Origin of the sequence: Mesorhizobium sp. J8, from assembly GCF_016591715.1 — a bacterium.
Lineage (GTDB): Bacteria > Pseudomonadota > Alphaproteobacteria > Rhizobiales > Rhizobiaceae > Mesorhizobium.
The window spans coordinates 2735695-2748585 of record NZ_AP024109.1 but is presented as its reverse complement, the minus strand read 5'-3'; the positions used below and the strand labels follow the sequence as shown (position 1 = coordinate 2748585).

Below are 12891 nucleotides of genomic sequence, written 5' to 3'. Positions count from 1 at the left end.
TGCGCGACAATTGCCCGGGTCAACGGGTTTCCTGCCAGGCCTGCAACGGAACGGGCCTGCGCGGCTACAGCGCGCCCGCTATTAAACAGGACTAACTCAGGCTTCCTCGATCGGAAGATGGCAGGACCTGGGCGCCTTGCCCTTTATTTGACACCTCTAATATATATAGTCGCTCGCGCAGGAAGCGAACGGCGGACGCCCTGGAGACGCGCATGAAAACCTATCGCGTCGAAGAAATGGACGGCGAGGCCGTTGTGGCGGTCCATTCAGCGGAAGCCAAGACACCTTTCGAGGCGGCTGAGAAAGCGCTTGGCCGGAAAGTCACCTTGCGCGGCGGCGCCGACAGGTGGGTCCGTGTCGTCGACCTCACCGAGCGGCCGCGGCCAGTGAGGCTCAGGCCCGCGATCTTCGAATTCAAGGCGATCGGACAAAGAGAATAGACCGACCGCTTTTGCTCAGTGGTGCTTGACGCGCGTCGCTCTGAACGGATTCAGTCGATGCGTTAGGCGCCGGCGCCGCCCATCAGCGCCGCGACCAAGGTCGCCAGGAAGACAAGCAGCCCCAATGCGACCCGATCCAGCCATGACCGCCGTCTGGCAAGAACGTCGAACAACCGATTGGCCATCGCAACTTCCCCCATTCGCTGGCGGCACTCTATCACGTCTTTCATGAGCGGATCATGAAACGGCTCACAGATGCCCTCCAATGCCGCTCTCTTCGGGGAACCCGTCGCCGCCGGCACCGATGCTGCACTGCCGAATTGCACCCAAAAAAAGTCGGGGTCGAAAAGGCGTGCCCGCCGGCGAAAAATCAGCCTATTCAAGCGGATAAGCATATATGTGCGGCGCGGCCTGTCGGATATCGGAAAAGCCCGGAATTCCGCCATTTCGCGGATCTCCGCCTTGGTTCCGACATGGCCGCAAAGCGTGCTTCAAGCACAAGAAGGCGGCTAAAAGGACGCTCCCGGGCCGCGCGCCGGCGGCGTTGACAGGACCCCGCGCCAATGGCACTCCGCAACCACTGGTCACGCCATGACCGTTGCTGTTGGGGACGGACGGGGTTTCAGCAGCTTGGCGGCGGCGCCGGACGGGCGGGCACCTGCGCAGTGTACCGCCCGCTCCTGGCCGGCAAGGCTCCCAGCTTAAGCACAACTTGCCTTGAACCAGTCGAGCCTAGACGTGCGTTCTGAACAATCTCAGAACGTGAAGCCGGAGGCCGGCGTGGCTGCGGTCGTCGCCGAAAGCTTGTCACGTCTGGCTAGCGTCGGTTTGCAATATGGCTTCTTCATCGGCTGCCTCGACCCGGTCGACGATGAGACCGGGACAGCAACTATGCCCCGCATCCGCCGCGTCAAGCGGAGCCAAATCTGGCCCCCGCCAACTGCCGCCGAACAACCGGGCGAGCCGATGAGCGCACCAGCCGGTTTATGTAAGCCGATGTTAAGGCTTGATGTTTGAAGTGAGGGCGCCAGCGACGACGCTCGACAGCTTGTCGCGTTTCGACAGCACCGGCTTCTCGTAAGTCTTCTTCACGGATAATCCCTTAGCCCAATTTCACGCCCGCAACACGGGGCGCGAACGGGTTCCCGTCAAAGAACATTTGCGTGATCGACGCGCGCTGAGGGGTCGACTGCAACCGAAAGCGTACGGGCTGGAGCTGGCCGGCAACATCCGATGCCGTTCTCCGACAGCTTGCGACAGTTCCCCGGTTAGCCAGCCTGCCGCAGCCAGTGGCGGTCGAACACGTCAAGGATGGCGCGGAACTCGGCCGGCGGGATCTGGCCGATGTCGCCCACGCCGTCGGCTCCCAGGAACCGGCCGACCAGCCCGTCGACAGCCTCCGGATGCTCGATAGCTATGCCGAGCGCCGCAAGGTCGGCGGCGATCGATCCCTGCGCAAGCAGATATCCTCCCCATGCGGCGGCACCGGGCACCGGATCGCGCAGGCGCACCATGAGGATCCTGGTAAATGAGGGCTGCGCCTCCGGGCCGATGATGGCTGTACCGCACATATAGCCGCCGAGCACGCTGCCCGGTTGTGACTGGGGGAACAGGCTGAAGAAGAACTGGGCATCGCCGCCGACCTCCCTGACATGGATGTACAAGCCGCGCTTCGCGGGCGTCACGGGGCCACCCAGGACGAGCTGGCCGGTTGGCAAGGCCTCGCGGTAATGGGCGGTGAGACCGTGCACACCCGGCCCCCCTTCGATCGACAGGCTGCCCTTGATAAGCTGACCGCGATAGTAGGGCGACCAGGCGCGCGAATAGCAGGCATAGCTTCCGATCAGCGCGATGCTCTGGGCGCGGTCGTCATGCGCGGAGGCTGCCTCGAACTGTTGCGCGGCGAGCCGTTCGAGCGCGCCGCGGTCCATGCCGTGACGGGCGCAGACGGCGGCGGTGAAGCTCGGCAGATCGCTTTCGGCGATCCACGCGCCGGGCTGCTCCAGTTGCAGCAGCTTTGCCCAATCCTCATAGACGCTGAGCTCGCGCGGATGAGCCCGCCCCTGCAGCCATTTGTCGGCGCGGCCGAGATCGAATGCCGTTCTGGGATTGACGGCGCGGAACGCCGCCGCAAGATCCTTGCGGGTCACCGCACCCAGCACGGCCGAAGTCAGCCTCAATTTTTGCGCGATATGCTGCGCCATGCCACAAGCCCCTGAACGTCGTTCGCCGCCAGCCCATTTCGGCATCTGGCGGGGATAGACGAATTGACCACGATCTCATTCAGCACGCCGGCAAACAGTCTGCATTGCCCGCCAGGCTTATTTCCACTCCCTAATGTCGCAGGAAATCCAAAGAATTCCACCGAGTTCCACGCGCGTCGTCTTTGCGGCCTGGCGACCGGCGCTAGGGTCGCTTCGGGATGAATGCATTCGGGACGAATACAGGGGAGCTGTCATGAAACTCGTTCTATCCGCGCTTGTCATGGCGCTTGCGCTGTCGCAAGCCGCCGAGGCCAAAACAAAGATCCCGCTGACCGAGACAAAGACCGGCCACGAGAAAAACCGGCCGCCGCTCGACCAGACGGCCACCGGCGGCATCGTGCCCCCGGAGGGGCTGACGTCGAAGGACACCGACCCGGGCCAAGCCTATCCGCAGCCGCTGGACCTTCATTTTTAGAGCAATTGCGGAAACCACGCTCGGCGGTTTTGGTCCGCAACCGCATAAGACAAAAGGTAGCCACCGCGGCGGACCCATAGCCGGTTCACCATCCGGGATCGGCGGAAACGACCCGCGGCCGGAGGGCCGTGCCGATGGCTACCGGCCAGCCCGAGGGCTGGGGGCTTGGCGCCGCCGGCGGGGGCGGCGCCTTCCCGCGCGGATCGCAAGGCCACGGTCCGCGCGGGCAAGGCTTCCGGCAGTCACACCCGTTCGTGACGAATGGCGGGCGAATCGAGATCGAGGGTGAGATGATGATTGGAGGCGCTTCATCTCCCCTTATGTTGCACTGCGTTAGATTTGTTGCATTGCGATATTAGAGCATAGGGACGAGGCTTTGCCGCAGGCGGGATGCGACCGAACGTTGCGAGGTTCGTATTCGTGTCAGCATCGGCGCAGGATTTCCGACCCGACATAGAAGGGCTACGGGCGCTGGCCGTGGCGGGCGTGGTCGCGTTCCATTTCGGCCTGACCGCGCTGCCCGGCGGCTTTGCCGGGGTCGACATCTTCTTCGCCATCTCGGGCTACCTGATCACCCGCCATCTCGTCGCCGAGATCTCCGACACCGGCCGACTCGATCTGTTGCGTTTCTATGCCCGGCGCGCGCGGCGACTGTTGCCGGCGGCGCTTTTCGTCATCGCCGCGACGCTTGCCGCGGGCGCGGTCATCCTGTCGCCGGAGGAGCAGGCGCTCTATTCCAAGGGCGCGATGTTCGCTTCGGCCTATATGATCAATCTGTGGCTGATCCGCTGGTCGTTCGACTATTTCGCCAACGACGCCACATCGAACCCGTTCATCCATTACTGGTCGCTGTCCGTCGAGGAGCAATTCTATCTGGCCTGGCCGGCGCTCTTGATGCTGGCCGCCTGGATGAAACCCGGCAAGCGCGCCATCATCGTTGCCATCGGCGTCGTCGGCCTCGTCTCCTTTATCCTCTGCGCCTGGCTGACGAGCGTCTCGCAGCCCTGGGCCTTCTACTTCTCGCCGCTGCGCGCGTGGGAATTTGCCGCCGGCGGCCTCGCATCGATGGTGCCGGCGCGGCTTTTGCAGGAGCGTCCGCTGCTGGGGCGGGCGTTGAGCCTGGCCGGCCTGGCGATGATCGGGGCCGCTTATCTCACCTTCAGCGAGGACGCTCCCTTCCCCGGCTTTCTGGCGCTTCTGCCTGTCGCCGGCACGGTCCTTCTGCTCAAGGCGGGAGCGGCCGGCGCCAGGGACGGCTATTCACCCAATTACGAGCCGAATTGGGTCAATGCCGCCCTGGCGCTGCCGCCTTTGCAATGGACCGGCAAGCTCTCCTATTCGATCTATCTCTGGCATTGGCCGGTCATCGTCTATGCCGGCATGCTGGCGCCGGAACTGACGCCCGCCGGGCGGCTCTCTTGCCTTGCGCTGACGCTGGCGCTGTCCGCCCTCAGCTACTACGCCATCGAAAACCCGATCCGTCGCAACGGCTGGCTGATGGCCAATGCGGCGCGGGCGCTGGTGCCGGCCCTCCTCCTGACCGGCACCGGCGTCGCAGCCGCCTATGGCAATGCTAGACTCGCCGTGCATGACCTCGATGCGGAACAGCGCACCATCGCCGCGAGCGCCGCCGAACCGTCCACAGCCCGAGCCAAAGCCGGCTGCGTACAGGACTACCAGAGCGTGACGCCGACGCCTTGCGTGTTCGGCGACGGACAGCGCGTCATCGCTCTCTTCGGCGATTCCCACGCCGACCACTGGTCGACACCGCTGATCGAGGCGGGCCGCAAAAACGGCTATCGGGTGGTGACCTGGCTGAAGAATTCCTGCCGTGCCTCGCGCATCAGCGTCTGGTCGTCCGAGCTCAAGCGCGCCTATTCGGAATGCGACCGCTGGCGCGAGCAGGCGATCAAGGAGATCATTGGGGCAAGGCCGGCGCTGGTGGTCATCTCGGAGATGGCGCTGACCAGCGGACGCAAGATGGCTGGCCGCGCAGGCGACACGGACAGCCAGGACGCCGACTGGCGTGCGGGCCTTCGCTCGACTCTCACCAGCCTGAGCTGGGCCGGCCTCAAGGTCGCCTTCATCCGCGACGTGCCGTTCAACAACGCCAATGTCGGTACCTGCGTGGCGCGGGCGCTGTGGCGGAACGAAACGCCCTTGCGCTGCGATCAGACGCGGGCCTATGCCGCCAACGACCGAATGGCCGCGGTCGAGCGCGACATCGTCGACAGCATCCCCAACGCTTCGTATGTCGACCTCACCGATCGCTTCTGCAGCGCCACCACCTGCCACGCCATCATCGACGGCAAGCTCGCCTTCCGCGACCAGCACCACATGGCGACACCGTTTGCCGAATCGCTGGAGCCGGAGGTGGAGAAAAGAGTGATTTCGAAGGTGGGGCGGTGAAGCTGCCAATCTCCCTCGTGGCCTCCTTGGGGAGATCAGCAGCTTCAGTGTCCTCACCCCACCACGACCACAAAATGCTTGATCACCGGCTCGAGGATCTTCCAGGTCCCCTTGAAATCAGCCTCGACGACGAAGGCATCGCCGGGACCGACCTCGACAGGCTCGCCGCCATCGGGGGTGATGATGATGCGGCCGGCGATCATATGGACGAATTCATAGTCGGTGTAGGTGGCGTGGTAGGTGCCGACGGACGCGCGCCAGGTGCCCGACATGATCTTGCCGTCGTCGCTGGTGTGCTGGACCGCCGTCTGCATGGTGGGCGAGCCCTCGACCGCGATCCAGCCCGGCAGATCACCGCCATCGGCATGCTCGACGGGGCCGAATTTGAAAATGGTTGGTCTGGTCATCGAAGGCTCCTGGTTTCGCCGGGATTGGCAGGCGATGGCATAGCCGATGACAACACGCGTTGCACGCGGCGATGCGACAACAGTAAACGAGGTGGCGACGGGTTTAATGCGGCGACGGGCTGCAGCACATTGGCAACACTTAACAGACATTCGACAGCGCCTGCGGGATCGAGCATCGCTGTCCCGTTTCGGGACTGGCATCCGCCCTGCTAAGAAGAGATTGCCGGTGTCCTCCCGCCGGTCCTGATCGGGGGATCAGGTTTAAATCTCGCCGGGCCTGTGGGCTTTGGGCATCAGGGTCAGGCCCGGCGAGTTTTCTTTCCCACATGCCGACTGGCAGGCGCCCCGCCCTTACTCCGCGGCTTGCAACCGCTTCCTGCGCGCCGGCTGCCTGCGCCGGTGGCCGGCCTTGAGCATGATTGCCGTCTTTCTGGAAAGCGCTCCGGCCACCGCGTCGACCATACCGAAGGCCACGAAGTCGGCGTTAAGGGTGGTGGCCAGTTCTGCTGCGGTCTCGGTATCACCATTGCCGACTTCCGACCAGAACACGATGCCCACCCGAAGTTTCGGCTTGATGCGCTTCAGCCGACGGACCATGAAGCGCGCGTGGCGGGTGGATTGACGATTGAGGAAGCCGATCACGACGGCATCGATGGTTTCGAGGTCGAGGCGGCGGATCGCCAACGGTTGGAGTTCCGTGAAGCTCGTCTTAGACGCCGAAGCGCCCTGCACCTCCAGCACCTGCGCCAGCATCGCGGCGGCGGCATCGTCGAGCTCGCCTCGCCCGCCGGCGCAGAGAACGGCGATGCCCGAACCGTCGGGCAGATCGATCTCCTCCTCCGCGCCCTCCTCGGCAGACTTGGCCTCGCCAGAGCTTTTCTCGCCGGTCTTCTCGTCGGCTGCTTTCTCGTCGGCAGCGGCCGCCTGCTCGCTCTCGTCCTCCTCCTCGGCCTCCTGCTGGGCGCTGTCGTCGAGATTGGCGACCAGCGTCATGGCGCTGTCGGCGACCTGCCGGCGCTGCTCATCATCCATGACGCCGCGCTCCCGGTCCTGCTCGCCGAGCAGCAGCGCCGGGATGGCTACCTTGCCGTAGAATTCGAACAAGTACTTGTCCTCCAGCATCTCCTCGGCATGATCGGTCGCCTCGTCCGGATCGCCGGCCAGCAGCCGCTGATAGAGCCTGGCATGCGGCTCCAGCACTGGCTCGTTGCCGAACAGCACGTCGAGGAACTCGAACTGCGGCACATGCCGGCCGAGCACCACAAGGCAGACGGTGAGCGGCGTCGATAGCACCAGGCCGATCGGCCCCCACAGCCAGGTCCAGAAGATCGCCGCCACGATGATGGCCAAGGGCGATAGCCCGGTGTGCGAGCCATAAAGCCAGGGCTCTATGACATTGCCGGTGATGAGCTCCACGACGATGAAAAGCGCGGCGGTCCACAAAAGCAGCGACCAGCCCGGCGCCACCGCCAAGGCAAGGAACAACGGCAGCAGCGCACCGATGATCGGACCGATATAGGGGACAAAGCGCAGCGCCAGCGCCAACAGGCCCCACAGCAAAGCGTTGGGAATGCCCAGCACCCAAAGCCCCACCGTGATGGGCACGGCATAGATGGTGTTCACCACCAATTGCATCAGAAGATACTGACCGACGCGCTTGCCGGCATCCTGGAGCGCCTGTGTGGTGCGGTGGAGATCGCCATAGCCGACCAGCCTGATGAAGCGATCGCGCAGATCCTCCCGTTCCATCAGCATGAAGATGACGACGATGACGACGAGGCCGGCCGAGCCCAGCGGGCTGATCAGTGGCTCAATCAGGTTCTGCAGCACCTCGAGCGGTTTTTGGTGCGAGACGACCTCGACGGGGATCGGCTCGCGCTTCGGCGTTTGCGCGGCAGAGGGCAGCTGCGGCTCCTGGCGGTCAATTTCCTGGCCGACACGTTCGATGACGCCGCTGAGGCGCGAGATGATGCCGCCGCCGAGGCCGTTCTCTTTCAGCGCGCGGACCTTGGTCAGGATGTTGATCTGGTAGATAGGAATATTCTGCGCGAGGTCGCTCACCTGGGTGGCGACGACGAAGGAGAACAGCGAAAGTGCGGCGAAGGCGCCGGCGACGCTGGCAATGACCGCGGCAAGACGGGGAATGCCGACGCGCTTCAGCCATGAAACGACCGGGGCGATGGCAAAGGTCAGGAGCACCGCGACAGCGATCGGCAGGAACACCTCGCGCCCGAAGTAAAGCGCGGCGACCGTGATGACAACGCTCGCCACTGTCGGCAGAGCCGTGCGCGGATGGCCCCGGGAAGCTGCAAGCAGGTTCGCCAGCGCCGGCTCCGACGCAGCTGCTCCGTTACGACGATTGGCTGCCACTTCGAGCTCCGGCTTGTCCCACGATGGTCGGATGATCGGCAATATTTCGCCGGCGTGCAACGCGCGAGAATGTCCAACAGTTGCACATTTTCTAACAATTGACGCGAAGACCTGATGTCATGGGGTAGCTGCCATCCGTCTCCGGGGACGGCTTAACCGAAGCGTTGTCGGGAACACCCGGCGCGCGAAGCCGTTTATTCTCTCGAAGGGGCGTCCAACATAGGAGGCAGCGATGAGAAAGCTTCTGCTTGCTTCGATGATCGCCATCGCCTCGGCGTTCGCGATCGCGCCGGCCAGCGCGGCCAGCGTGCAACTCGGTATCGGCGTGGGCCCGGGCTATGACGACGGCTATTACAACGATTATGGCGGATACTACCCGCACCGCTATTATCGCCACGTCTACAATGACGATTACGACAATGGCGGCTACGTGGTGCGCTATCATCACCGCCATCGTTGCCACACGGAACTGATAACTCACTGGCGCCACCACCATCGCGTGGTGGAGGAAGTGCGCGTGTGCGGTAACGGCTACGGCGGCTACTAATCGTCCGCTTGGATGGCGCGGAACGGCTTTCGCCCGCTCCGCGCTGTCGTCCCGGCATGAGCGCGGACGAAGCGCTCACGAAGCCTTCAAATATTGCTGATTGTGCGTGGCGGCGCAATTTTTCGGTGTGCCGCACGTTATCATGGGCGAACCTTCAGGAGGTCTCCATGAAAAAGTTCCTGTTTGCCTCGATGTTCGCCGTGGCCTCGACAGCAGCCATCATCACGCCGGCGGATGCGGGCAATGTATTCCTCGGCGGCAGCTATTTCGACTACGGCCCGTTCGGCGATTTTTACGACAGCTACGGCTCCGCTCCGGTCTACGGCTCCTATTGGGGCGGCTCCTATCTGGACGACGGGCCCGGCTACGGCCCAGCCTACGGCAATGATAGCAGCAGCTATGTCGCCCCGCCGAGTGTCGTGCACGCCCGCCGCCATTGCCGGATCGAAATCTTGAGAACCCGCAGCCATGACCACAGATTCATGCGGCAGGTGCGCGTGTGCGGCTAGCCGCATCCGTCGCGGGGGCAGGCAGAATTCCGGCGATTTTCGCGCTGGGCTTTGGCCGTTAAGCAGCTTTTCGGCTCGTCAAGCGTTATCCGTGCGAACCTTCAGGAGGAGGTTGCCATGAAAAAGCTTCTACTTGCCTCCGCAATCGCCGTCGCGTCGGCAGTGGCCACGGTCGCGCCGGCAGATGCACAAGGATTTTTCGGCCTCGGCATCGGTCCGTTTGGCGGGTATCCGTTCTACGGTGGCCCGTTCTACGGTGGCCCGTTCTACGGAGGCGGCCCGTTCGACGATTACGGCGGCCGCTATTACGGCCCGCGTTACTATGATGACTATTATCCCGGCTACGTGGTCCGCTATCCGCATTACCGGTACCATCGGTATTACAGACATTACTACGTCTATCCGCACCGGTACCACCACAGGCATCATCACGGGTATTATTACCGATATTAACGGGTGATGCGACTGGCGGACTGGGCGATCTCCTCTTCGTGGGGAGATCGCTTTCGCCTTGCAAATTCCCACCAAAGTGCCATCTAACTCTCCGGCATCCACGGAGACATCCTTGACGCAGCGAAGCGGCAGCGCCGACCTGCCGCTGCATGGCGGGCGGGTCCCGAAATGGCTGGGCGAGCGCATGACGAAGCTCGGCGCGGTGCTGTGCGAAGCGATCATCCACCATTACGGCCGCGACGAGCTTCTGCGGCGGCTTGCGCATCCCTTCTGGTTCCAGTCCTTTGGCGCCGTAATGGGCATGGACTGGCATTCCTCCGGCATCACCACTTCCGTCATCGGTGCGCTGAAGCGCGGGCTGAACCCAATGGCCAGCGAGCTCGGCATCCATGTCTGCGGCGGGCGCGGCGCGCATTCGCGCAAGACGCCGGGCGAGCTGCTGGCGATCGGCGACCGCGTCGGCCTGGACGGCGAGGCTCTCGCCACCGCCAGCCGGCTGGTGGCCAAGGTGGACAGCGCCGCCGTGCAGGACGGCTACGACCTCTACCTGCACGGCTTCATCGTCGCCGATGACGGGCGCTGGGTGGTGGTGCAGCAGGGCATGAACGGCGACGCCCGCCAGGCGCGCCGCTATCACTGGCTGTCGGGGGGGCTCAAAAGCTTCGTCGATCAGCCGCATGCGGCGATCGAGGGCGAGACGCAAGGCGAGATCGTCAACCTCACCGACCGTCGCGCCGAAAAGGCGCGTGGAAGCCAGATTGAGTTGCTCAAGACAATGAGCCCGGAAAAGATCCTGAGCGAGCTTGCCGTGCTGGAGCCGCAGCCTGAGCCGGAGCCCGCCGCGCAGCCGTTCTTACCCAACCTCGTCATGCCGGCGCATCACGACGTGCGCGAGAGCGACATCGTCATGCGCCGCCTGCACGGCAATATCGCGTCCGCGATCGAAAGCGGGCCGAAGGATTTCCCCGAACTGCTCCTGGTCCCCGGCGTCGGCCCGCGCACGGTGCGTGCTCTAGCCATGGTCTCGGAAGTGGTGCACGGCGCGCCCTACCGCTTCTCCGACCCGGCCCGCTTCTCGCTAGCCCATGGCGGCAAGGACCGCCACCCCTTCCCCGTGCCGCTGAAAGTCTATGACGAGACAATCTCGGTGCTGAAATCGGCGGTGGGGAAGGCGAAGCTCGGACGGAACGAGGAACTGGAGGCGCTGAGGCGGCTGGACGGGGAGTCACGCCGGATGGAGAGGTATGTCACGGGGCCGAGCCTGAAGGAGATCGTCGCCGGCGAGATGGACCAGTCGCATCTGCTGGGGGGCAGGAGCGTGTTTGGGTGGGAGGGGAAGCCTCAGAGAAACGAAGCAGACGAGCGAGACGGCGCAAAGGGATTTCGTTGATCAATGCTGAGATTGGGAGAGCGATACGGCCGCCTCCTTGCTTCCAGCTTCCGCGGCCAGTTTCAGCCACTTCGAACTTTCGCCGGCATCGGCCCTCACCCCGTCCGCACCGGCGGCATAGGCCTTTGCCACCATAAGCTGGTAAGGCGCTGCGGGATCGGCGCCCTCCTCGGCAACCAGCGGGCCCGCCGAGCCAAGGCGACGGAACCAGTAAATCGCGTCAGTATCATTCTTGCGAACTCCGCCCCATCCGTAGGCGTAGATTGACCCCACGAGCATCTGGGCAGTTCTATCCCCGAGTTGCGCCAGCGGTTTCAGGCTCTCCAATGCAGCGGTGCCGTCTTCCCGCTTCAGCGCTTGCACGCCGCTATCCATCCGACTATTTCGCAGCAGCAGCAAGCCCGCGCCGATTGCCGCCACTACGACCAGGCTTATCAGGAGCCGAGCAATCAGCCTGGTCATGGACCTTCATCTCCTCCTCTCGAGCAGCCGCATGCTGGCTTCAGGTTCCACATAGTGAATCAGCCCCGCCTTTTCGGACAGGACCATGATCCCGCGTTCCAGATAGCCGAAGGCTTCCTTGGGATACTCCTCGGAATATTCGTCGGTATCCATGGAGCAGACCACGACGCCTTCATTTCCTTCCCAGACGAAGATTTGGTCGCCGAGTCGAGCAAGGATTCCATCGGGGTAATTCATTGAATTCCTCAGGAATGGCCGTTAGCTTGACAGGTGGGTGATCATGGCCGCGAATAACCTTCAGGCAGAGACAGAACCTTGAGAAGCAACCAAGGAACATATCTGGCGGTGTATTGACGTCGACGGGCACTTTGGACTCATGCCCCGATAGATCAAGCATAACCCATCCGACGACACCAGCGCCCATAATATTCTGTTGCTTCTATTCTAAATGAATCCCTGCTTGTGCAGGTCGTCTATAGCCATCGCAGCGCTTAACAGCGAGGGCACTCCTCACCCCACCTTCCTCCCCATCATCCCATAGTGCACCGCCAGCAAATCGAGCCCGACCTTCAGCAGCTTCACCACCACATCCCTCCCCTCGGCGCTGCGTTCCGCGATGGCCTTCACCGACTGGCCTTCGAGGCAGGTTTTGCGCACCACCTCCGCCACCTCCCAATGCGCGAGCGCGGCTGCGGCGTGGGCGTGGGCGCGGCCGGCTGAGAGGACGCGGTCGGGGACGCCGCCGCCCACGCGGCTGGCGTCAACGCGCTCGCTCCAGGATTGCGGCTGCAGGCCGTGGCGGGCGGCGCGCTCGAAATCGTCGCGAAAGCGCTGGCCGGCCTCGCGCTGCTGGCGCGTCAGCGAGGTGATGCCGGTGAGCGGATCGACATTGCGCAGGCGCACGACGCCACCGGTGGAAGTGTAGCCGCCATTCGACACTTCGTAGACGCGTCGCGCCTCGGCCGTGCCGGGGGTCAGCCGCTGGCGACCGAAGCGGTCCTCCTTCAGCGCAAAATCATGGCCGATTTCGCGGCGGATGCGCACCTGCTCTGCCTCGCCCTTGGGGAGCTTTGGCGGCTGCGGTTTCTTGGCGGATTTCCGGGGCATGGTGCGGTCCTTAGGGTTGGGGAGACGTGTCAGAACTGGGTTCCTCGCCCGGCCAAAAACGGTGTCCGCGAAGCGGACGGAGCGGGGGCCTTCGCAGGGCGCTCCCCTCTCCGTCTCG

At 63.8% G+C, this 12891-nt stretch carries 15 protein-coding genes; 8 read left to right on the top strand and 7 right to left on the bottom strand.

From position 1 onward, the window contains the following. The first annotated feature begins 212 nt into the window (after nucleotides 1-212). Entirely contained in the window at nucleotides 213-440 is a 228-nt protein-coding gene (locus MJ8_RS12925; protein ID WP_201414725.1) for a hypothetical protein, read from the top strand. A gap of 62 nt (nucleotides 441-502) precedes the next feature. On the opposite strand, the gene MJ8_RS12920 is transcribed toward MJ8_RS12925, so the two are convergent. Continuing rightward, nucleotides 503-886, bottom strand: coding sequence for a hypothetical protein (locus tag MJ8_RS12920; protein ID WP_201414724.1), 384 nt, complete (start codon nucleotides 884-886; stop codon nucleotides 503-505). Nucleotides 887-1157: 271 nt separating this feature from the next. Here MJ8_RS12920 and MJ8_RS12915 point away from each other — a divergent pair, with 271 nt between their 5' ends. Then, a complete protein-coding gene (locus MJ8_RS12915) occupies nucleotides 1158-1457 on the top strand; it encodes a hypothetical protein (RefSeq protein WP_201414723.1) in 300 nt (99 codons plus the stop codon). A gap of 251 nt (nucleotides 1458-1708) precedes the next feature. Here MJ8_RS12915 and MJ8_RS12910 read toward each other — a convergent pair whose 3' ends face one another. Further along, nucleotides 1709-2644, bottom strand: a complete 936-nt coding sequence (locus MJ8_RS12910) for a hypothetical protein (protein ID WP_201414722.1) — start codon at nucleotides 2642-2644, stop codon at nucleotides 1709-1711. Between the two features lie 253 nt (nucleotides 2645-2897). On the opposite strand from MJ8_RS12910, the gene MJ8_RS12905 reads away from it, so the two are divergent. Then, nucleotides 2898-3119 carry a hypothetical protein gene (locus MJ8_RS12905; protein ID WP_201414721.1) on the top strand — a complete coding sequence of 74 codons (222 nt, stop codon included), beginning with the start codon at nucleotides 2898-2900 and terminating at the stop codon, nucleotides 3117-3119. A 390-nt stretch (nucleotides 3120-3509) separates the two neighbouring features. Continuing rightward, nucleotides 3510-5528, top strand: a complete 2019-nt coding sequence (locus MJ8_RS12900) for an acyltransferase family protein (protein ID WP_201414720.1) — start codon at nucleotides 3510-3512, stop codon at nucleotides 5526-5528. Between the two features lie 53 nt (nucleotides 5529-5581). On the opposite strand, the gene MJ8_RS12895 is transcribed toward MJ8_RS12900, so the two are convergent. Both MJ8_RS12895 and MJ8_RS12890 read right to left on the bottom strand, forming a co-directional pair. Next, nucleotides 5582-5935 carry a cupin domain-containing protein gene (locus MJ8_RS12895; RefSeq protein ID WP_201414719.1) on the bottom strand — a complete coding sequence of 118 codons (354 nt, stop codon included), beginning with the start codon at nucleotides 5933-5935 and terminating at the stop codon, nucleotides 5582-5584. 351 nt (nucleotides 5936-6286) lie between these two features. Further along, the gene (locus tag MJ8_RS12890; protein ID WP_201414718.1) at nucleotides 6287-8305 is read right to left on the bottom strand and encodes an AI-2E family transporter; all 2019 of its coding nucleotides are present in this window, start codon (nucleotides 8303-8305) and stop codon (nucleotides 6287-6289) included. 232 nt (nucleotides 8306-8537) lie between these two features. On the opposite strand from MJ8_RS12890, the gene MJ8_RS12885 reads away from it, so the two are divergent. From MJ8_RS12885 to MJ8_RS12870, 4 genes are all read left to right on the top strand, one after another. Beyond that, a complete protein-coding gene (locus MJ8_RS12885) occupies nucleotides 8538-8852 on the top strand; it encodes a hypothetical protein (protein ID WP_201414717.1) in 315 nt (104 codons plus the stop codon). A 167-nt stretch (nucleotides 8853-9019) separates the two neighbouring features. Further along, the gene (locus MJ8_RS12880; RefSeq protein ID WP_201414716.1) at nucleotides 9020-9361 is read left to right on the top strand and encodes a hypothetical protein; all 342 of its coding nucleotides are present in this window, start codon (nucleotides 9020-9022) and stop codon (nucleotides 9359-9361) included. A 117-nt stretch (nucleotides 9362-9478) separates the two neighbouring features. Continuing rightward, entirely contained in the window at nucleotides 9479-9814 is a 336-nt protein-coding gene (locus tag MJ8_RS12875) for a hypothetical protein (protein WP_201414715.1), read from the top strand. Between the two features lie 112 nt (nucleotides 9815-9926). Continuing rightward, nucleotides 9927-11204 (top strand): DUF763 domain-containing protein, encoded by a 1278-nt coding sequence (locus MJ8_RS12870; protein WP_201414714.1) that lies wholly within the window; start codon nucleotides 9927-9929, stop codon nucleotides 11202-11204. On the opposite strand, the gene MJ8_RS12865 is transcribed toward MJ8_RS12870, so the two are convergent. From MJ8_RS12865 to MJ8_RS12855, 3 genes are all read right to left on the bottom strand, one after another. After that, entirely contained in the window at nucleotides 11205-11666 is a 462-nt protein-coding gene (locus MJ8_RS12865; protein ID WP_201414713.1) for an SEL1-like repeat protein, read from the bottom strand. A 6-nt stretch (nucleotides 11667-11672) separates the two neighbouring features. After that, nucleotides 11673-11903, bottom strand: coding sequence for a hypothetical protein (locus tag MJ8_RS12860; protein ID WP_201414712.1), 231 nt, complete (start codon nucleotides 11901-11903; stop codon nucleotides 11673-11675). 273 nt (nucleotides 11904-12176) lie between these two features. Continuing rightward, the gene (locus MJ8_RS12855) at nucleotides 12177-12773 is read right to left on the bottom strand and encodes a DUF6456 domain-containing protein (protein ID WP_201414711.1); all 597 of its coding nucleotides are present in this window, start codon (nucleotides 12771-12773) and stop codon (nucleotides 12177-12179) included. Nucleotides 12774-12891 lie beyond the last annotated feature (118 nt).

Excerpts from the sequence above, each read along its gene's own strand:
- MJ8_RS12905 (WP_201414721.1), top strand. The coding sequence starts at position 2,898 with ATGAAACTCGTTCTATCCGCGCTTGTCATGGCGCTTGCGCTGTCGCAA.
- MJ8_RS12860 (WP_201414712.1), bottom strand. The coding sequence starts at position 11,903 with ATGAATTACCCCGATGGAATCCTTGCTCGACTCGGCGACCAAATCTTC.
- MJ8_RS12920 (WP_201414724.1), bottom strand. The coding sequence starts at position 886 with ATGGCGGAATTCCGGGCTTTTCCGATATCCGACAGGCCGCGCCGCACA.
- MJ8_RS12910 (WP_201414722.1), bottom strand. The coding sequence starts at position 2,644 with ATGGCGCAGCATATCGCGCAAAAATTGAGGCTGACTTCGGCCGTGCTG.
- MJ8_RS12865 (WP_201414713.1), bottom strand. The coding sequence starts at position 11,666 with ATGACCAGGCTGATTGCTCGGCTCCTGATAAGCCTGGTCGTAGTGGCG.
- MJ8_RS12900 (WP_201414720.1), top strand. The coding sequence starts at position 3,510 with ATGCGACCGAACGTTGCGAGGTTCGTATTCGTGTCAGCATCGGCGCAG.
- MJ8_RS12925 (WP_201414725.1), top strand. The coding sequence starts at position 213 with ATGAAAACCTATCGCGTCGAAGAAATGGACGGCGAGGCCGTTGTGGCG.
- MJ8_RS12855 (WP_201414711.1), bottom strand. The coding sequence starts at position 12,773 with ATGCCCCGGAAATCCGCCAAGAAACCGCAGCCGCCAAAGCTCCCCAAG.
- MJ8_RS12880 (WP_201414716.1), top strand. The coding sequence starts at position 9,020 with ATGAAAAAGTTCCTGTTTGCCTCGATGTTCGCCGTGGCCTCGACAGCA.
- MJ8_RS12895 (WP_201414719.1), bottom strand. The coding sequence starts at position 5,935 with ATGACCAGACCAACCATTTTCAAATTCGGCCCCGTCGAGCATGCCGAT.
- MJ8_RS12885 (WP_201414717.1), top strand. The coding sequence starts at position 8,538 with ATGAGAAAGCTTCTGCTTGCTTCGATGATCGCCATCGCCTCGGCGTTC.
- MJ8_RS12875 (WP_201414715.1), top strand. The coding sequence starts at position 9,479 with ATGAAAAAGCTTCTACTTGCCTCCGCAATCGCCGTCGCGTCGGCAGTG.